Annotated in this window: 18 protein-coding genes, 1 tRNA gene and 2 pseudogenes; 10 read left to right on the top strand and 11 right to left on the bottom strand. The window is 43.8% G+C overall.

Features of this window, described 5'->3' with window-relative positions:
- Positions 1-29 precede the first annotated feature (29 nt).
- The 5 genes and pseudogenes from IT6_RS02830 to IT6_RS10720 all read left to right on the top strand — a co-directional run bounded on the left by IT6_RS02830 (position 30) and on the right by IT6_RS10720 (position 6,294).
- The gene (locus tag IT6_RS02830) at positions 30-1,733 is read left to right on the top strand and encodes a GAF domain-containing protein (RefSeq protein WP_206827628.1); all 1,704 of its coding nucleotides are present in this window, start codon (positions 30-32) and stop codon (positions 1,731-1,733) included.
- A 729-nt stretch (positions 1,734-2,462) separates the two neighbouring features.
- Positions 2,463-3,224 (top strand): ComEC/Rec2 family competence protein, encoded by a 762-nt coding sequence (locus tag IT6_RS02825; RefSeq protein WP_206827626.1) that lies wholly within the window; start codon positions 2,463-2,465, stop codon positions 3,222-3,224.
- Between the two features lie 5 nt (positions 3,225-3,229).
- A complete protein-coding gene (locus IT6_RS02820; RefSeq protein WP_206827624.1) occupies positions 3,230-4,039 on the top strand; it encodes a ComEC/Rec2 family competence protein in 810 nt (269 codons plus the stop codon).
- Positions 4,040-4,042: 3 nt separating this feature from the next.
- Complete coding sequence (locus IT6_RS02815) at positions 4,043-4,660, top strand: hypothetical protein (RefSeq protein ID WP_206827622.1); 618 nt, start codon at positions 4,043-4,045, stop codon at positions 4,658-4,660.
- Between the two features lie 188 nt (positions 4,661-4,848).
- A pseudogene (locus tag IT6_RS10720) lies at positions 4,849-6,294 on the top strand (IS1634 family transposase).
- A gap of 354 nt (positions 6,295-6,648) precedes the next feature.
- Here the strand turns inward: IT6_RS10720 and IT6_RS02800 are convergent.
- The 3 genes from IT6_RS02800 to IT6_RS02790 form a co-directional block, all read right to left on the bottom strand.
- Positions 6,649-6,724, bottom strand: a tRNA-Glu gene (locus IT6_RS02800).
- 70 nt (positions 6,725-6,794) lie between these two features.
- Positions 6,795-7,085 carry a cupin domain-containing protein gene (locus IT6_RS02795; RefSeq protein ID WP_206827607.1) on the bottom strand — a complete coding sequence of 97 codons (291 nt, stop codon included), beginning with the start codon at positions 7,083-7,085 and terminating at the stop codon, positions 6,795-6,797.
- Positions 7,082-7,954 carry an NAD(P)-dependent oxidoreductase gene (locus tag IT6_RS02790; RefSeq protein ID WP_134440170.1) on the bottom strand — a complete coding sequence of 291 codons (873 nt, stop codon included), beginning with the start codon at positions 7,952-7,954 and terminating at the stop codon, positions 7,082-7,084. The genes IT6_RS02795 and IT6_RS02790 overlap by 4 nt, the downstream gene beginning before the upstream one ends.
- A gap of 75 nt (positions 7,955-8,029) precedes the next feature.
- Here IT6_RS02790 and ispF point away from each other — a divergent pair, with 75 nt between their 5' ends.
- Positions 8,030-8,512 (top strand): 2-C-methyl-D-erythritol 2,4-cyclodiphosphate synthase, encoded by a 483-nt coding sequence (ispF, locus tag IT6_RS02785; protein WP_206827600.1) that lies wholly within the window; start codon positions 8,030-8,032, stop codon positions 8,510-8,512.
- A 57-nt stretch (positions 8,513-8,569) separates the two neighbouring features.
- Here ispF and IT6_RS02780 read toward each other — a convergent pair whose 3' ends face one another.
- The 4 genes from IT6_RS02780 to IT6_RS02765 all read right to left on the bottom strand — a co-directional run bounded on the left by IT6_RS02780 (position 8,570) and on the right by IT6_RS02765 (position 12,082).
- Complete coding sequence (locus IT6_RS02780; RefSeq protein WP_206827598.1) at positions 8,570-9,157, bottom strand: protoglobin domain-containing protein; 588 nt, start codon at positions 9,155-9,157, stop codon at positions 8,570-8,572.
- Between the two features lie 147 nt (positions 9,158-9,304).
- A complete protein-coding gene (locus tag IT6_RS02775; protein WP_206827596.1) occupies positions 9,305-9,865 on the bottom strand; it encodes a Slp family lipoprotein in 561 nt (186 codons plus the stop codon).
- Positions 9,866-9,884: 19 nt separating this feature from the next.
- Positions 9,885-10,961: a hypothetical protein gene (locus tag IT6_RS02770; protein ID WP_206827594.1), complete on the bottom strand. Its 1,077-nt coding sequence runs from the start codon at positions 10,959-10,961 to the stop codon at positions 9,885-9,887.
- A 104-nt stretch (positions 10,962-11,065) separates the two neighbouring features.
- Positions 11,066-12,082: a glycosyltransferase family 2 protein gene (locus IT6_RS02765; protein WP_206827591.1), complete on the bottom strand. Its 1,017-nt coding sequence runs from the start codon at positions 12,080-12,082 to the stop codon at positions 11,066-11,068.
- Positions 12,083-12,449: 367 nt separating this feature from the next.
- Here IT6_RS02765 and IT6_RS02760 point away from each other — a divergent pair, with 367 nt between their 5' ends.
- Entirely contained in the window at positions 12,450-13,157 is a 708-nt protein-coding gene (locus tag IT6_RS02760) for a class I SAM-dependent methyltransferase (RefSeq protein ID WP_206827589.1), read from the top strand.
- A 121-nt stretch (positions 13,158-13,278) separates the two neighbouring features.
- On the opposite strand, the gene IT6_RS10615 is transcribed toward IT6_RS02760, so the two are convergent.
- The 3 genes from IT6_RS10615 to IT6_RS02745 form a co-directional block, all read right to left on the bottom strand.
- A complete protein-coding gene (locus IT6_RS10615) occupies positions 13,279-13,551 on the bottom strand; it encodes a transposase (RefSeq protein ID WP_390881585.1) in 273 nt (90 codons plus the stop codon).
- 176 nt (positions 13,552-13,727) lie between these two features.
- Complete coding sequence (locus IT6_RS02750) at positions 13,728-14,033, bottom strand: hypothetical protein (protein ID WP_206827586.1); 306 nt, start codon at positions 14,031-14,033, stop codon at positions 13,728-13,730.
- Between the two features lie 8 nt (positions 14,034-14,041).
- Positions 14,042-14,284 carry a hypothetical protein gene (locus tag IT6_RS02745; protein WP_206827584.1) on the bottom strand — a complete coding sequence of 81 codons (243 nt, stop codon included), beginning with the start codon at positions 14,282-14,284 and terminating at the stop codon, positions 14,042-14,044.
- On the opposite strand from IT6_RS02745, the gene IT6_RS10610 reads away from it, so the two are divergent.
- Both IT6_RS10610 and IT6_RS02735 read left to right on the top strand, forming a co-directional pair.
- Positions 14,252-15,025: a zinc ribbon domain-containing protein gene (locus IT6_RS10610; protein ID WP_390881568.1), complete on the top strand. Its 774-nt coding sequence runs from the start codon at positions 14,252-14,254 to the stop codon at positions 15,023-15,025. The genes IT6_RS02745 and IT6_RS10610 overlap by 33 nt on opposite strands.
- Positions 15,026-15,041: 16 nt before the next feature.
- Positions 15,042-15,446 carry a DUF302 domain-containing protein gene (locus IT6_RS02735; protein ID WP_134440177.1) on the top strand — a complete coding sequence of 135 codons (405 nt, stop codon included), beginning with the start codon at positions 15,042-15,044 and terminating at the stop codon, positions 15,444-15,446.
- A gap of 124 nt (positions 15,447-15,570) precedes the next feature.
- On the opposite strand, the pseudogene tnpA reads toward IT6_RS02735, so the two are convergent.
- Positions 15,571-15,985: pseudogene (gene tnpA, locus IT6_RS02730) on the bottom strand (IS200/IS605 family transposase).
- Positions 15,986-16,005: 20 nt separating this feature from the next.
- Between tnpA and IT6_RS02725 the strand changes: the two are divergent.
- Entirely contained in the window at positions 16,006-17,286 is a 1,281-nt protein-coding gene (locus IT6_RS02725) for an RNA-guided endonuclease InsQ/TnpB family protein (RefSeq protein ID WP_206827580.1), read from the top strand.
- Positions 17,287-17,290: the final 4 nt, after the last annotated feature.

The following is a 17,290-nucleotide window of genomic DNA, read 5'->3' as shown; positions in this document are numbered from 1 at the left end:
AGGATTATAAAACGGCTTGAAGGGTTAAAATGCATCTTGCTCATCTGCGGAAATTGAGTGGTGAAATATCCATTGAAAAAGTAAAGAAGTTGCTGACGGTTCAGGGAGTTATCCGGCATTTTTTGAAAATAGCGATTAGTCGAACAGCATCGGATAGCGGTTCTTTTGTTCTATTCAATCCCAATACGGGTTTGCTTGATATAGAAGCCAGTTTTGGCCTTAAACATAAAGCCAAAAAAACCAAGCTTAAAGTGGGCGAGGGGATTACCGGCTGGGTCATTAACTCGGCTAAGACCATGCGCATTGACGACGTCACAAAAGATTGGCGTTATGTCTCCATAGACCCTCGGATTCAATCGGAGTTGGCCGTTCCCATAGAATGGCAATCCACCGTCATCGGTGTCCTTAACGTCGATAGCCATCAAAAAGCTCACTATAGCTTGGAACACGAAAAGGAGTTGGAAGCCATTGCTGCGGAATCCGCCCAATGGTTATCATTGGCATGGGAATTTGAAAAACTCCGACAACAAGCTGACCAACTTTCTACTCTTATTGAGATAGGCCGAACGATCGTTTCCCAGGAAGATCTTGAAAAGACTTTAGAAGGGGTAGTAAGGAATGCCGTGACGTTTATGAATGCCAACAAGGGAAAGTTGTTTCTTCTCAATCCAGATAAGACTGAACTCCATCTCATCGCTTCTTGTGACAAGGACAAAGAAACCATGAAAAAAGAGAAGATGACGATCTCTTTAAGTGAGTCTATTTTTGGGGTCGTCGTCAAAAAGTGCAAGCCGTTGGCTATACAGGATATTCATGAAGAATCTTTGATCCATTGTCCTGAGTTGGCTATGGAAAAAGAGATGGTTTCTTTTTTGTCTGTTCCTCTTGTTTTTAGCAGCGAATGCCAGGGGGTGCTTGCCCTTTTTACCGCCTTTCCTCACCGGTTTTCAAATAGCCAGATCCAGCTACTACAAACCCTTGCCGATCTCTCGGCGGTGGCCCTGGCTAAAGCTAGGCTCCTTGATCGGATTGTTCAAACCGAGGAAAATCTCAGGGAAGGGGAAAGGCTGCTTTCCCTTGGGCTTTTGGCCGCAGAAATTGCTCATGAAATCAGAAATCCCCTTACGGTAATCCACATGCTTATTCATAGCTTAAAAACGAGAATACAACATGACCCAGTGTCTCAAAAAGACTTGGAAGTTCTTGAAAAAAAGATGATCCAGATGAACCGGATCGTTGATCAAGTCCTGGTGTTAGGGAAAGCCACCCAACCCTCTTTGGAATCGTTGAAAGTTGAAGAAATCATCGAAGATGTTCTTCTATTATCCCGGCATAAATTAGCGGGGCAAAAAATCGAGGTAAAAACCTCTATTTCTCCTTCCATTCCTAAAATTAAAGCTGAACGATCACAGGTTGAACAGGCGGTTTTGAACCTCATCCTTAATGGAGCCCAAGCGATGGGAGAGGGAGGAGTTCTTGAAATCATAGCTGAAATAGAAGAAACCGAAACGGATCCTTATTTAGCTATCAGGGTTAAAGATTCAGGATCAGGAATGTCGAAGGCGGAAATAGAAGAACTTTTTGTTCCGTTTTTGACAAGGAAAAAACAGGGAACGGGTCTTGGATTAGCGATCGTTCAGAAAATTATGGAAAACCACCGGGGTAAAGTCAAGGTCAGCTCAACACTAGGAGAGGGAAGCACTTTTTCTTTACTTTTTCCACTTTTTGATTAGGAAGCTAATCACTATACAACTTTACAACTCTTTTGAACCTTTTTCCAGCAGAACGCTAGATAGATGTTGTGATGCAGACGGCACGATAATCCCACCTAGCGGCGGCACTTGCCTTGTAGCGAGCAAAGCAGAAAATTTTCCAATTTGTTTTTACACATTATATCCTTTTTCATTTTTCATGTCGAGTGGTCAAAAAGAATAATGGGAGTCTGGAGGAAATGAATTTATACTACTCCCTTTGGTACTTTACCCGGTTTTTTTCAGCTGGAGTTCATTATCTTTATGGTTGATCTTGTCCAATCCTCTAAGTGCGCGTGCGGAGGTAAAAGCTCTATGTAAAGATTAAGTATATATATTTTTTTTAAATAAATCATTTGATTATATTTGTCTAGGTAAATAGAATAGTTTTATAACTATGTCAAAGAATAAATCCAATATCAGCTCAAACTCCAGGAAATACCCCCTGCAAAAAGATATGTTCCAAGATCAATATCGAGTCTCCAAACGGCTGACTTTTCTTTTCATACCATCGTTAAAATTGATTCAGGTGAGACGCCATGTTAAGGTTAAAGAGATTAAGAATAAATATTAGGATTAAATAATATGTTAGATTTTCACTTTATAAATGTAGGAAAAGGAAATTGTACAATAATTAAATTTCCATCGGGCCGTTTAAGCGTAATTGATATAGACGACTCCAGGTCATTTTCACAAAGCAAAAGAACCTCAATGGAGCGTTTGCAAAAAGCGAATCACAATAATCCAACTGATTATATACAGAACAATTTTCCCAATGAAGAAATTTTCCGATTTATTCTAACGCACCCTGATATGGATCATATGTCAGGGCTAAAAACACTTTTTGATAAGAAGTATATAAGGAATTTTTGGCATGTCCCGGAAAATAAACCAAATCCTGGTGGCTGGGAAAATTCTCTTTATGACAAAACAGATTGGGAGTTTTATCAATCCTTAAAAAAAGGAAGCATTAAGAATGTTAATGTTTTAAGTCCCTTGCGAAATACAAATGCTGATTGTTGTTGGGTACAAGATGGAATTAAAATACTTTCACCAAATAAAGAGCTTATAAAAATAGCAGAAGAGAGTAAGGAATACGATCATTTAAGTTATGTACTTCAAATTACATACAATGGAGTAAGAGTCATGCTTACTGGAGATGCCTCAAAGCAAGCATTGGACGATGTAGTAAAAAACTATGAGGAAAACGAATTGCGATCTTCTATACTTTTAGCACCAGGTCATGGAAGTAAAAATCACATTTCAATAGATTTTTTGGAAGCAGTAAAACCGAGGTTAACAGTGGTTTCAGTTGCGGAAGGCGTTGATTATGACCGCGATACTTACAAAAAGCATGGGTTAGTTTTATCAACCAAGTATTATGGAAATGTAAAGGTTCGTATAAATGAGGAGGAAAAAATAATTTTCCGGACAGAGTTTTGGGATTACAGCAATAAATGGTATCCTATATGAAGCCGATGAAAATTCACATTTTTGATGTTGAACATGGAGAGTGTAGTGCTGTAGAGACGCCATGTGGCCATTTGATATTGATAGGAGCTGGATGCAACAAATCTACAAATTGGCGACCCTCAAGCTGGTTGCAACAACGCAATCAAAAACCTCATTGTATTGTTTTAAGTAATCTGGACCAAGATCATCTATCCGATTTAGTAAATTTCAAAATGAATATCTTCCCCGAAAGTATTGCTTACAACAGCAATATTGATCCCGACTGGTTGGAACATAAAAAAATCAAAGAAAGTGGCGAAGTACACGATGCGGTGAAAACAGCTTTATATTGGATACGAAATGTTTTCATTTCACCGATATGCCCAAGCTATGAGATGGAAATCGCTTATTTTCATCATTCGTTGAAAGAATTTCAAGATACAAATAATCTCAGTGTTGTTACTTTTGTTGCTTACAACGGAGTGGGTGTAATGTTCCCAGGAGACCTTGAAGCCGCTGGGTGGGAAAAATTTTTAGAAAACCAAAAATTTGTAAAATGTTTGAAGCGAACAAATATTTTAATTGCTTCTCATCATGGAAGAAAAAATGGCTATTGTCGTGAAGTGTTCGATTACTGTGCTCCTGATATAATAATTATTTCTGATAAGCCGGTAATGCACGAAACACAAAGCCATAATCTCTACGCTCAACATTGTAGAGGTTTAAACATTAGTGGGAGTATTAGAAAGGTTCTAACAACTCGTAAAGATGGGAGAATAACAATTATAATTCCGGCTATTGGCAACTACATCATTCATATCAATCAAAATTGTTAAGCTATGGAGGAAAAGTTTTTTTCAAAGCTTAATGTTTATGACGTAATCAGCTATATTATAGTTGGGGCATTTACACTATTGCTTATTGATTTTGACGCATTTTATTTTTTTCAATTTCATATAATATCTTTTAGTTTAGACACTACCTTAATCTGGCTTATTATTGCATTTTATGTAGGACACTTGGTCCAGGGATTTGCGAATCTAATAAATGATATAAGTTTTTTTCGATTTTTGATCCCAGAGGATAAAGGAAGTTACGATGATAAGCAAAAGGAAATCTTGTACCAAGCAAAAGAATTTTTTGGACTACAAAAACAAGACGAAAACAGATTATGGAATCTATGTTATACGTTAGTCTCTATCAAAGATGAAACTGGTCGAGTTTCTGTATTTAACGCCTATTACGGTTTGTATAGGGGGTGGCTTGTTTTATTTTTATTTGAATCATTATTTTTGATGTATTTCGTGATTTTTGTATTTAAAATATCCACTTTGATATTGTTTTTATTGAGTATATTTTCATCAGTTATATTTTACCGACGATCAAAACGATTTTGGAAATACGCAACAGATGAAGTTCTCAGGGCTTTTGTTGTCATAAAAACTTTAAATTTATAGGTAGTCATAATAAACAACAATCGATACTTTCTTTCTTTTTCGCATTAGAGTTAGCCGATCTTCCTTATAATTTTGAGTAAAATTTAGGCAGACAAAGCACTTAGGGCCAACAATGTAGGACGTATTATGGGAATAAATGTGAATTATTTTTGTTGATTATTTTCTCATATTTTGATATACATGTAGGCATGTATTTACAGGAGGTTCGTACCTACCAGAAAGGCAAGATCTATCGGTCTTATCTCGTCAGGGAGTCCTACCGAGTGGGCAACCAGGTCAAGACGAGGATTTTAGCCAATCTAACTCGGATGCCTGAAGAAGTCCGGGATGCAGTCAGGGCAATCTTGCAGGGGAAGAAGCTTGTTCCCTTGGAGGAGTGGGAAGCCCCGGATGCTTTGGCCTTTTATGCGCTGGAGGGATAGGTGGCTTTTCTGTATGGAGGCTGTCAATAAAGCGATTGGATGAACTCGGGTGGCTTTGGAGCGGGATCGAGAAGAAGCTCTACGAGGAGTCTCAACCGACTGGAGCAAGCCTGGTGCTCTATGATCTATCCAGTGTATATTTTGAAGGAGATGGTCCAGCTGGCTTGGCCCAATATGGCTACAGCAGGGATCATCGGCAGGATAGGCTGCAGGTTCTTCTTGCCGTCGCTACGGATAGTCGGGGGATTCCGATTCACGTGGAGGTGCTTCGAGGAAACCGGGCAGATAGCACGACCCTGACGGGGCTTTTGATTACGCTGCGACGAAGGTTTGGGATCCAGGAAGCGACCCTTGTCTTCGACGGGGGGGATGAAGAGCCGGTGGAACCTGGAGATACTGACAGGCCTGGAACTCAGGTACGTGACTCGGGCAACTCAGGCGAAGTTGCAGGAGATTATCAGAAGTCTTCCCGAAGATCGCCAGCTTTGGCTTACGGATCGGACTCGGATTCTGGAGATCGAACAGCAGGGAGTTCGCTATGTTATTGCCGGAGGGGAGTGGCGAGCACAACGGGATAGGGAGCAACGAGAAAGACGGATCGAGCAAGGAGAAGAGCTGCTGCACCAAATAGCACGGTCAATACGGAAGGGAGCGGATCCGGTTAATCTGGGCAGCCGGGTTGGACGGGCGCTCCAGAAAATCCAGGCGCATAAATACTTTCGGTATGGGGTTGACGCCAAAGGCCGGTTCTGGTGGAAGCTCGATTTGGATCGGGTTAAGGAAGAAGAGGCGATCGATGGTTGGTATCTTTTGGAGACTAACCTCCCTTTGGCCAAAGCTTCGGATCAACAAGTCCTCACGCACTACAAGAGACTTGCAGAGGTTGAGGCCGCCTTTTCCGAGCTCAAGGGCTACATGGAAATTCGTCCGGTTTATCATTGGCGGCCGGACCGGGTCCGTAACCACATAAGGCTCTGCTTCTTGGCCTTCTGGATTAGCGCCCGACTCGGAACCGAATGGGTAGCGAAGGGCTTCACTGAAGAAGTTCCCAAAGTGCTCCGTCGCTTGCAATCAATCCGCTTGGTCCAACTTTCTACCAAGGGAAAGCCTGTGATCGGGCTCTTATCCAAGATTCCTACAGAGCTCAACGTGTTGCTTCATAAACTCGATCTGCTTCCGCTCTTCGCTCAGCCGCCCAAATGGGCCTTGTAGGCAGAATAAAAATGTTATATTGTTCTGCTACAACATCTTATATCTCAAAGTTTCGGAAGTTCAGTTAACAAAATGGTAATAATATTAAATACTAAATTTAATAAACAGAGCAGGAAACTTCTTTTTGAAAAATCTCAAGAGAAAATGAAGTTGATTGAACAAAATCAAGATGTTTGTCTCAAATCGTTTTAAAACAGGGTAAAAATATCCCAAAACACATAAAAATTGCAAAAAATTGAGGCATCCATTTCAAAGAAAGTTTCACAAAAAATTTTTAATCCATATCTAATCTCTATCTTTCCGTGCCTCACACACACAAAAAAAATATATTGGCATAATCTCAGAAGTAAATTGTGGTAGCCCCAACGGGATTCGAACCCGTCCACCGGCCTTGAGAGGGCCGTATCCTAACCAACTAGATGATGGGGCCTCTTGTTTAATTAGAAATAGATAATAGAGATTTAAAATTTTCTCAACTCCGACTAAAATAAAAAAATAAGTTAACCCAATTGATAATGTTTCCTTATTTTTTTCGTTATTACCCAGTGGCAAGACAGACCCGCGGGAAAGGTCACCAGTTCCCCTTGACTTATCCGAAGAGGTTTTTCTTCTCCCACCTGGATCAGGGCCTCACCCTCAAGGATATAGCAGCATTCTTTTTGATCATAGCTCCAGTCAAAAGAGGATGGTTCTTTTTCCCATATGGGCCAACGGGCAACACCTAGTTCATCAAGTTTGTTTTGCGAGGGATTTTTTTCAATGATAATGGCTTTAGAAGATAAAGTATTCATGGTTTGGGTGAAAAAATTGCTTCAAAAAGAGCTGAATAATCTTTTTGTCCGTATCCACGCTTTAGGGCTTGCTCAATAATCGTTCTTGAAATTTCTAATGGAGCAGACTCTATGGAAAGTCTTTCTGTCTCTTCCAAGCATAATTTAAGGTCTTTTAAAAGAAGATCTAAAGTAAAATTGGCAAGTTCATAATCTTTTTTTACCAGCCGTGGCAGTTTTTTATCGTAAGTTGAACAATAGAGCGCACTTGCCCGCAGAATGTTCATGAAAAGTTTGGGATCGATATTTTCTTTAATCACCATTGCAAAACTTAAAGAAAACCCAACCATGGATGAAATGATCAATTGATTGAGGGCAAGTTTTAAAACAGCCGCTTTTTTGGGTTCAGCGACAAAAAAAACTTTTCCCAGCGAGGATAAAAAATCATGCCATTTGTGGTATTGTTCCTCGTTTGCCCCAAACATTAAAAGCAAAGAACCGTTTTTAGCTTCATTTTTGCTGCCCAACACAGGCAGTTCTATGAATACCCCTCCTTTTTGCGTAATGTAAGCATTTAACTCCTCGGCTTCCATAGGGCTAATCGTTCCGAGCTGGAAAAAGGTTTTCTTCTCAAAAAGAGTTTTTTCTTCAGCCGAAGCCAGAACCGTTTTCGTGGTTTTGGCGTCGGTTAAAACTAAAAAAAGGGCATCGGCAGCCGCAATGGCTTCGGCAGGAGTATTGCACAGAGTTGCTCCAAGAGAGAGGAGATCTTCAGCCTTTGACCGACTACGGTTGTACACATAAAGAGAATCATAGGTGTGGAGCAGTCTTTCAGCGATGCTATGCCCAAGTATTCCCGTCCCTAGTAGGGCAATTCTTATACCGCTCACGGAATTAAATTAAAGACAGAATGAGAATTTTAAAAAAGTATTTTTATTTTTTTTTACATTCTTTACCCTATGCCCATGATTAGAACAGGAATCGGTTATGATGTCCACAGGCTTGCCCAAGGTAGAAAGTTGATCTTGGGTGGAGTTAACATCCCCTTTGAATTAGGTCTTTTAGGTCATTCAGATGGTGATGTTTTAATTCATGCTATAGCTGATGCCCTGCTTGGGGCTATGGGCAAAAGAGATATCGGGTTTTTTTTCCCGAATAGTGATCCAAAGTGGAAAGATGTATCGAGCTTGGTTTTTCTTGAAGAGATCAGCCAAATCCTTTTTAAAGAAAAGTGGCGGATCGAAAACATTGACTCCATTGTGATTTGTGAAAGACCAAAACTTTCTCCTTTTATTGAAGAGATGAAACAAAGAGTTTCATCTTCTCTAGGCATTGACCAAGCCCAGGTGGGTATCAAGGCAACAACCAATGAAAAACTCGGTTTTATTGGAAGGCAAGAAGGAATTGCCGCTTTTGCAAGTTGCCTGATTAGCAAAGGGATTGATTAAACCTAATGGTTACGGAAACTTTGTTTAGCCCTTAAAAGCAGCCTTTAAATAAAAAAGTTAGCTTTTTTGGCTAAGGGTCTTTTGAACTTGTTCCAGTTCGATAAGAACAAGCCGATCGATAAGTTGAAGATCAGTTCCTGTGGCATGGCAAAGGGCAAGGAGATAGTGGTGAAGATAACTTTCGGCGGTCAAAGCTTCAGCTGTTGCTGCAAGTTTGTGGAAAGCTTCTAAGACCTTTGTAAATTCATCATAAGATAAAATCTTTGATAATTCTTTTCCTAAAAAGTTGAGGATCCAAGCCCACATGCCAATCATCATGGGGTTTTTGACTTTTCGACGAATATGGATGATGCCTACTGCCGCTTGCCATGTCCAGTAGTGAAGGTCAAAAGGGCCATCAAGAGTTCTTCTCCACCAGTTTCTTAATGTCCATTCTCTTTTTTCCCTTTCAGAAAGATCAAAAATCGAAGAGGTGGGAGGATAGCCATAAAGCACGTCGTAGAAACCTTTGACAAGCCTATCTTCCAAAGGATACAGATAAGGCCTCAATGAAGAGATCTTTTCTATATCTTTTTCACTCAACCGACAGCATTCGGGTATCTCTTTAAGAATAGCTTCAGTGATTGAAGCAATATCGTTGCCCATGGCTGAAAAAGTTAGCAATTGGAAAAACCCGTGAAAATAAGGAGATTTGCTTGACTCTTTTACAAAAAAAAATGGTTTTGTGAGGAAGCAAAGGGTTGTTGTGGATATAGTCTTAAGACCTATACAGTGGTTTTTAAGAGAAGAAATTCAGAAGAAAAAACCGGGACCTATGCCTATGTATCCTCCTGCTGGAGGGCTAAATTGCGGCCAAAGATAGACAGAGCGTGCTTCAAGATAAATCTTTTTTTTCTCCGAACGTCTGCTTATCTTAATAGTGCCATAGGCGGTTACCAAGCGGCCCTGAGTATAGATTTCTGGATCGAGAAAATCCTTTGAAATGACATAAAAGCTCTTTTTATTATGAGAAGAACTTTTAGGTTTTCCAGAATGACTCAGCTCCCTCTGTTCGACTAGCAGTTCAGTACGGTCTTCTAAAGGATCATTAGAAAGAATCATACCTCCAAGGAGAATCAATTGGCCCTTATAGAGATCGGGATCCTTGAGTAAGGTTTCAAAAGAGGGCTGTTTTTTTAATTTGCTTAGGATTTCCTTGGGAATAAGAGATCCATGTGCTGGATAGATAAAAAGGACAAGCAAAAATAACATAAATAGGGAAAGGGAAAAAGATAAATGTCTTTGGGGTAGTAAAGGAGAGATTCTTTTTTCAATCCAGTTATGCTGCTTGGGATCAAAAAATTTGCGCCTCATGAATATCGAGCCATTATCCTCATATAGGAATAACTTTGGCTTTCCTACTAAACTTTACAACCGTTCCTCGAGGTAAAACAGCACGAACAAATTGGACTTCCATCCCTCTTTTACCATCGTTTTTGAGGACCCAACCAAAGGCTCTTGTTCCTTCGGGAATGGTGTAGGAAAGAATTTTTAGGGTCTTAGTAATACGAATGGTTATATTTGAGCCTCGTTCTTTATAGACAGCATCAGCTTTGAAAAAGGCAACCTTGACAATGCAGGGCTCAAAATTACTTTTGAACGATCTTTTTGGGGTTGGTATTGCTGGCTTTTGCTCTTGTAGAGCCTTTTGTGTTGTCCTTAATTCTTCCTTTTTTATTGTCTCTGTAGGCTGTTTCTGTTTTTGACTAGCAAAAGCTTTTAAAACCCTATTTTTTTCTGCAGGGTTATTCTCTAAGGCCCAGTATTTTTTCCATATCATACTCCAACTCTTTATTTCCTTGGCTTCATCTTCAGCAAGTTCTAGGGCTGTTTTCAAAAAACAGCCTGGAGTTTTTATTTTCCAAGGGGCATCTTCTATGTCAGCCTCGGTGGTCCAACCACCTCGTGAGTTCTCGGAGGCCCTAACGTTAACCTTAAGAGTAATTTCTTCTCCCCGTTTAAAAAGAAGTTGTTTAGTTTGACGCTCAAAAGTCATACCCGCAGGAAATCCGGGTATAAACACCGTGTTGGCTACATCAGCCAGGGCCATCTCACGCAGGTCCTTGGGGATAAGATCAAGAGATTTTACTTCCTCGGGGTCTTGGAGAATAGGCTCTGAATAAACCTTGTAAATATCCATGTCTGCAGAAACCGTGAGCGAGCAATCAAGTCGTAATCCAAAAGGAGCCTGTTCCTCATGGATTTCTTCAAGTTCTATCGGTGAGAAAAAATCAGGAATGGCTTCTTCAACAGCTGTTTCAACTTGATCTAAAGTTGGTCTTTTCTTTTCGAGCATCTGGTAGGCATGATGAATGTCCGCTACGAACCCAAGATGATATTTTAAAAGGCTTTGCCCTGCGATGATAAAACCAATAAAAAGAACAAGGATAAAAACTGTTGTTTTGCTCACAGCATATTTAAGAATTAAAAACTCTAGTTATCCTTTGGTCTCGGGCTTTTAGTTCTAAGATTTTATTCCCTTTTCTGAGAATATCTAAAACTTGATACAACTAACTAAGAAAGAGGCGGTTTGGAAAACAAATGTTTATAAATGTTAAACCCTTTAAGAAACAGGGAATCTCCCAGCCAAATACGCAAGAAATAGACAATTTTTCTACAAAAAGAAAAAAGAGATTTTTCTTTGCTTAAGTAAAGACAGCTTTGAAAAAAAGAACGGTATTTGGAAAGGCAAGAAAGATCTAAAAGAAACTGCCGGAAGGCAATTTCCTCTTCAACAGTTTGAATTAAGGAACAAAGAGAACAAGAAGATTGGAGCTCAAGCAAAAAAGCTTTTACTTTTTCTGCAATTTCAATTTGGCCTTTATAACCTTCAGGAGTAAAACTGAGACATATACCCCAGCCTTGAGGATGGCACCGGTAAAACCCCAAGGGACTTCGAACCACAACAAAAGGAGAAAAAGCAAGCCCAAGGGCTTGGAGGAAAAAGTCTGCATTTAATTTGTAAGTAACCTTGGCTAAAGGAAAAATTTTTTGGGCTACCGTTCTGTGTAAGGTGATGCCCGAGGTAGGTACGGCGAAAGAAAAGAGCAGATCAGCTTTTTCCAGGGGAAGGAGATAAGCATTAGGGGCTACCAGTTCAAGCTTTGAAAAAGGACTAAAAGTTAAAACGCTTTTCCAGGGAGCAGGTGAACCGACTAGGATAAGATCATGATAAAAGCAACCAATGTTTGTCTGGGTATAAATTTGCCATAAAGTAGAAAGTTTTTCAGCAAGCCAAAAGTCATCTCCATCAAGAAAACAGATCAACTCTCCCTTTGACTCTTCAAAGCCACGGTTAAAAGCTGAGGCCTGACCCTCGTTGGGTTTGTAAATGTATTTGACGCGATGCTGGAATTTTTCCTGAATAATCTTTGGTGTTTCATCCGTAGAACCGTCATCCACAACGAGGATTTCATAGCGGTCTTGAGGAAAATCTTGTTTAAGTACGCTTTCAATAGCATCTCCAATAAATTGAGAATAGTTGTAGGTATCAATGATAATGGAAAAGTGGTAAGGAAATGCAGAAACCATTGTTTTTATCGTAGTACATATAAGGAAAATATTGTAATTTCAATGGAGTTTTCTTGGAATGAAAAGTTATTTTATGTTTTCTTAATTTCTATTTTGAAAACATCCAAAATAGAACATCTTCGACCATTAACATAGCCAATAGTGGCAATCTTTGGTTTTTAGACTCCCTCTATGTTATTACCCTTAAAAGAGTTATACTTCTTTTACATCAATTTGTGACTACCAAGTCTATCCTTTATTATAATAAGGATGACCCTAGAAAGATTTAGAAAATAAAAACCATTATCTTATAATTTTCTTAAAAATCAGATTGGAAATTCGAATTGATTTACTGGCTAAATCTTATAGGCTACCCATAAATTAATTAATGCAAAACCTTAGAGAAAATAAACAATCGATAAACCAGTGGAGACTATACGCATCCCAGAAAAGCGGTGGAACAAGTTCAGATGTTATTTATACATTAATTGAACGGATTATTGAAAAGTGTTCTCTTTCAGGAAGAGTACTTGATTTTGGTGCGGGTAAAGGACTTTTTACACAATGGTTACATCGTTGTGGTCGTTTTAACAAAGTTTGTGCAGCGGATTTATTGCCTAAGCCTCCAGACTTGCCAGATAACATCGAATGGTGGGTTGGAGATTTAAATCATCCAACTGGCTTTTCTGCCGAGAGCTTTGACGTGAATGTGGCTGCAGAAATCATTGAACATCTTGAAAATCCAAGGGAGGTAGCACGCGAGTGGTTTAGATTGCTTTGCCCAGGAGGCATATTGATTATGACCACTCCTAATAACGAAAGTTGGAGAGCTATAGCAGCATTAATTTTTAAGGGTCATTTTAGCCTGTTTCTTGCTGAAAGTTATCCAGCACATATTACAGCTTTAGTACGCAAGGATATCGAACGCATTCTTTTGGAAGCGGGTTTTGAATCTCCTCAGTTTCAATTTACTGACAAAGGATATTGCCCAATCTTCCGTTGCTCATGGGATAAGGTGATCGGGCCTCTAGCAAAAGGAATCCGTTTCAGCGATAATTTGGCTGCGATTAGTCGAAAGCCAACTGGTGTTTCTTAATTTAAAAAAGAAATATTATAGAACAGCGCGGGAATACCCATCCTTTTCAAGGGATGGGCTGACTGCGCCGCCACCCGGAGGGGTGGCTATTTCCCCTGACACTCCGCGATATGTCGCCGGATCACCTCTGCCGATACCGCACCTGCCGTTCCCACGTAGTACGCCTGTGTCCAGAGCTGTTCTCGGTCACAGAGGCGCCACGCGCTTCGGGAAGCGTTCCCGGAGCCCCGCGCGAGGTGTACCCTTTGAGCAGACCCACAATCGTCGCCTGAGCCCATCTGGGCGAGGCCGACACGAAGCAATGCACATGATCGATATCCGTCTCCAGGGCCAGCAATCGAAAGCCGTGCTGGTCGCAGCATTCGGCGATGAGCGCCTTGCCGGCTGTTTCCATCTCACCGACCAGGATCTTGCGCCGATACTTCGGTATCCACACGAAGTGATAGCTATCTGATAGTGTGTCAGGCGGGTTTCCCGGCTTGCAGGGTATCGTTCATGGCACTAGAATAACAGGTATGGAACGGGTACGCATCTTTCCTCTCAAGGGAATTTCCCGACGCCAGGAGACCATCATCCGTGAAGGTCAGATGGAGGCGGCTCGCGTATGGAATCTTTGCCTAGGTATGCACCTTGCTGCCAGGCGGGAAAATTTACCCTGGCCTGGCAAGCGCCAGTTTCACGAAGCCACCAAAGGAGGCCGATTTGCCCTGCACTCCCAAAGCATTCAGCACGTTTTTCGGGCGTTTGATGCGGCGGTGCAGTCCGCCCGAGAAAACCGCAAAGCGGGTCGCAAAGAAATCCGCTATCCCTACAAGGACAAACGGTTCTTCCCCTTGATGTGGCCGGCCCAGGCGATGGGGTTAGAGGAAAAGCCATCGTGCTCCTCATGGGGCGGGGGCGTCCAGCGTTGGATCTAGCGCGCCCGCAATGGCTGACCGGGAAAGCCGCCTGCAAGGTGGTCTGGAACGGTGTGCACCATGAACTCCATATCCGCGTTGAAGTAGAGAACACGGCCCCCACTGCCAGCCAGGGGGCAACGCAAAAGCGCGCCACCGTGGACCTAGGGCAGATCCACCAGGCTGCCGTGGTGACCAATGAGGGGGGATGCTCTGGTCGTCTCTGGGCACGGCATTCTATCCCTCAAGCGCCTGCACAGCAAGCAACTGGGCGAAATCCAGGGAAAGCGATCCCGCTGTCAAAAGGGCTCGCGAAGCTCTCGTAAGCTCGGGTGGGCACGAGCGAAGCTCACTCTGCGCTATAATCGCCGAGTCCGCGACCTGCGCCCCAAGGGCATCCGGGTAGTGGCGGATTTCTGCAAGGAGCGCGGCATCGAAGCTCTCTTCGTTGGCAACCCGGACGGCGTTCGCCGGAAGCATGCCGGACGCCATCACAATCAGCGTATGAGCCAATGGGAGTACGGGAAGGACATCAGCTATCTGGAACAGAAGTTGGAACAAGACCGCATCGTGTGCTTCACCGGGGAGGAGCAAGGAACGTCCAGCCAGTGTCCCGTATGCGGTCATCGCCACAAGCCCAAGGGGCGAAACTGGCGATGCAGCGCCTGTGGATTTGAAGGCCATAGGGATATCGTGGGTGCGCTAAATATGCATGCAATCGCATTTGGTCAAGTGGTGTCGTTTCCAAAGCGCATCACGTATCTACGTCCGGGACATCTCCGGCGTAGTAGTCGGCTGGACACGGGCCAAAGTTGTCTAGCTCGGTTCGCAAGCGTCAAGCGACGCGCCGGAAACGGTGCGGGTTCCCTCCGGGAACGGCCCACAGCTTGCGAGATGTGGCTAGAAGCCCATCCCCTTCAGGGAATATGGGAGTGTCACTTGAGCTGCTTAGGCTATTGGTCTACAATTTAAGAAAAAAGGAAAGAATATGACTGAGACCTTACCTGAAGGAATGTTTCGTTATAGTTCAGTATGTAACTTTACTGATACGATTTTACATCTGAAAAATGCATTATTAAGCGAAGGCTTTCGACTTTTTGCAACATATGATCATAGTCAAGCTGCAAAAGAAGTTGGTTTAAAACTCCCCCCAACCGTAGTGCTAGTCTTTGGAAATCCATTAGTAGGTACAGAATTCATGATGGAGTCTGCTACCCTTGCAATTGATCTGCCTAGTAAGCTTCTTATACGAGAAAATTCAGACAAAACTGTTGATGTTTTCTTTCACTGTCTTTCTCATCTTTGCCAATACCATAAACTTTCAAGCTTGATGTCTAAGGCCTCTGCTTTTGATGAGCGAATTATTGCATTAATCCAATATTGCATTAACTAAATATCTAAGTAATTTTTGACCAAGTGCGCGGGCTTGCCCCGCCGTTCAGGGCGGGGAAGGATAGCGCGGACGGCGTAGCCGTCCTTGGGTTTGGCTTCGCCGAAACTTCGCCTTTGGCCCGTTTTCAGTGTGGCGTCTGCAGCTGCTCTGGTGTACTGGCGCACAATGGAAATCGGCGCGCCGCCGCTGCTTGAAGCAAAGTACGACGGCGACCACAGCACACCGCGCCAGTACCAGCTCTGAATGTCGGGCCGCTCTTTGCGCAGCAGCCGGCTGGATACGCCCTTGAGACTGTTCACCAGGTTGGAGACGGCGACCTTGGGCGGATATTCCACGAGCAGATGGACGTGATCGTCCTCGCCGTCCATCTCGACGAGTTGCGCCTCAAAGTCGGCACAGACCTTGGCGAAGATCGTGCGCAGCCGGTTGATGGCGTCGTCGTCGAACACTTTGCGGCGGTATTTCGTCACGAAGACCAAATGGACGTGCATCTTGAAGACATAGTGCCGTCCATGTCTTATATCTTGATTTTGCGCCATAGGCTAAGTATAATGTTTCCATGCTTATCCGCCAAGCCTTCAAGTACGAATTGATGCCAAACGGCCAGCAGGAGCGGCAAATGTGCCGCTTTGCTGGCTCATGCCGGTTCGTCTACAACAGGGCGCTGGCGTTGCAGAAGGAGCGCCACGAGCGAGGCGAGAAAAAACTTGGCTACGCTGGGTTGTGCAAGCTGCTCACCGAGTGGCGCAACAGCGCGGAGACGGCATGGCTCAAGGACGCTCCGGTGCATCCCTTGCAACAATCTCTCAAAGACCTGGAGCGAGCCTACGCCAACTTCTTTGCCAAGTGGGCTGGTTTCCCACGCTTCAGGAAGAAAGGCATGTCGGATAGCTTCCGCTATCCTGACCCGAAGCAGATCAAGCTGGAGCAGCACAACAACCGCATCTTTCTGCCTAAGCTCGGTTGGCTGCGCTACCGCAACAGCCGGGAGGTGCTCGGTGTAGTCAAGAACGTCACCGTAAGCCAGTCATGCGGTAAGTGGTACGTGAGCATCCAGGCCGAGCGGGAGGTGGAGCGTCCTATCCCGCAAGGGGGTACGGTTGGCATCGACATGGGGATCGCCCGCTTCGCTACGCTCTCGGATGGCACGTTCTACGCCCCGCTCCACAGCTTCAGGCGGCATGAGATGGCGTTGGGCAAGGCGCAGCAGTCATTGAGCCGCAGGGTCAGATTCAGCAACAACTGGAGGAAGGCAAAAGCAAGAGTTGGGCGCATCCACGCACGCATCGCTAATGTCCGCCGCGACTTCCTGCATAAGACCTCGACCGCGATCAGCAAAAACCACGCTGTAGTCTTCGTCGAGGACTTGCAGGTACGGAACATGTCCGGGTCGGCGGCGGGCACTGTCGAGGCTCCAGGCCGAAAGGTTCGGGCCATGTCCGGCCTGAACAAGTCGATCCTGGATCAAGGTTGGTTCGAGTTCGGTCGCCAACTGGACTACAAGCTGGCATGGCGGGGCGGCCGGCTGATCACCGTGCCGCCGCAGAATACGAGCCGCGCCTGCCCGTGCTGCGGACACGTTTCGGCGGACAACCGCCAGACGCAGGCCCGGTTTGCGTGTGTGGAATGTGGTTTTGAGGACAACGCCGATGTGGTCGGTGCAATCAACATCCTCTCTTGTGGGATGCAAATGTTGCGGGACGAAGGGCAGGACACGCTACACGCTTGCAGCGGGATGGCGCAAGCCGTCAGCCCGGATGGCCTGTGGATCGAACCGCGCTGGCGGTCGGAAGCAGGAACCCACCGAAGCGACCCAGGAGAGGCGCCATGCCACCCCTGAGCGC

It is taken from the genome of Methylacidiphilum caldifontis (assembly GCF_017310505.1).
GTDB classification, from domain to species: domain Bacteria; phylum Verrucomicrobiota; class Verrucomicrobiia; order Methylacidiphilales; family Methylacidiphilaceae; genus Methylacidiphilum; species Methylacidiphilum caldifontis.
The sequence above is the reverse complement of the archived record's forward strand: the minus strand, read 5'-3'. Positions and strand labels throughout refer to the sequence as shown.

Excerpts from the sequence above, each read along its gene's own strand:
- IT6_RS02830 (WP_206827628.1), top strand. The coding sequence starts at position 30 with ATGCATCTTGCTCATCTGCGGAAATTGAGTGGTGAAATATCCATTGAA.
- IT6_RS02825 (WP_206827626.1), top strand. The coding sequence starts at position 2,463 with ATGGAGCGTTTGCAAAAAGCGAATCACAATAATCCAACTGATTATATA.
- IT6_RS02820 (WP_206827624.1), top strand. The coding sequence starts at position 3,230 with ATGAAAATTCACATTTTTGATGTTGAACATGGAGAGTGTAGTGCTGTA.
- IT6_RS02815 (WP_206827622.1), top strand. The coding sequence starts at position 4,043 with ATGGAGGAAAAGTTTTTTTCAAAGCTTAATGTTTATGACGTAATCAGC.
- IT6_RS02795 (WP_206827607.1), bottom strand. The coding sequence starts at position 7,085 with ATGAATACTTTATCTTCTAAAGCCATTATCATTGAAAAAAATCCCTCG.
- ispF (WP_206827600.1), top strand. The coding sequence starts at position 8,030 with ATGATTAGAACAGGAATCGGTTATGATGTCCACAGGCTTGCCCAAGGT.
- IT6_RS02780 (WP_206827598.1), bottom strand. The coding sequence starts at position 9,157 with ATGGGCAACGATATTGCTTCAATCACTGAAGCTATTCTTAAAGAGATA.
- IT6_RS02775 (WP_206827596.1), bottom strand. The coding sequence starts at position 9,865 with ATGAGGCGCAAATTTTTTGATCCCAAGCAGCATAACTGGATTGAAAAA.
- IT6_RS02765 (WP_206827591.1), bottom strand. The coding sequence starts at position 12,082 with ATGGTTTCTGCATTTCCTTACCACTTTTCCATTATCATTGATACCTAC.
- IT6_RS02760 (WP_206827589.1), top strand. The coding sequence starts at position 12,450 with ATGCAAAACCTTAGAGAAAATAAACAATCGATAAACCAGTGGAGACTA.
- IT6_RS10615 (WP_390881585.1), bottom strand. The coding sequence starts at position 13,551 with ATGGAAACAGCCGGCAAGGCGCTCATCGCCGAATGCTGCGACCAGCAC.
- IT6_RS02750 (WP_206827586.1), bottom strand. The coding sequence starts at position 14,033 with ATGGCTTTTCCTCTAACCCCATCGCCTGGGCCGGCCACATCAAGGGGA.
- IT6_RS10610 (WP_390881568.1), top strand. The coding sequence starts at position 14,252 with ATGAGGGGGGATGCTCTGGTCGTCTCTGGGCACGGCATTCTATCCCTC.
- IT6_RS02735 (WP_134440177.1), top strand. The coding sequence starts at position 15,042 with ATGACTGAGACCTTACCTGAAGGAATGTTTCGTTATAGTTCAGTATGT.
- IT6_RS02725 (WP_206827580.1), top strand. The coding sequence starts at position 16,006 with ATGCTTATCCGCCAAGCCTTCAAGTACGAATTGATGCCAAACGGCCAG.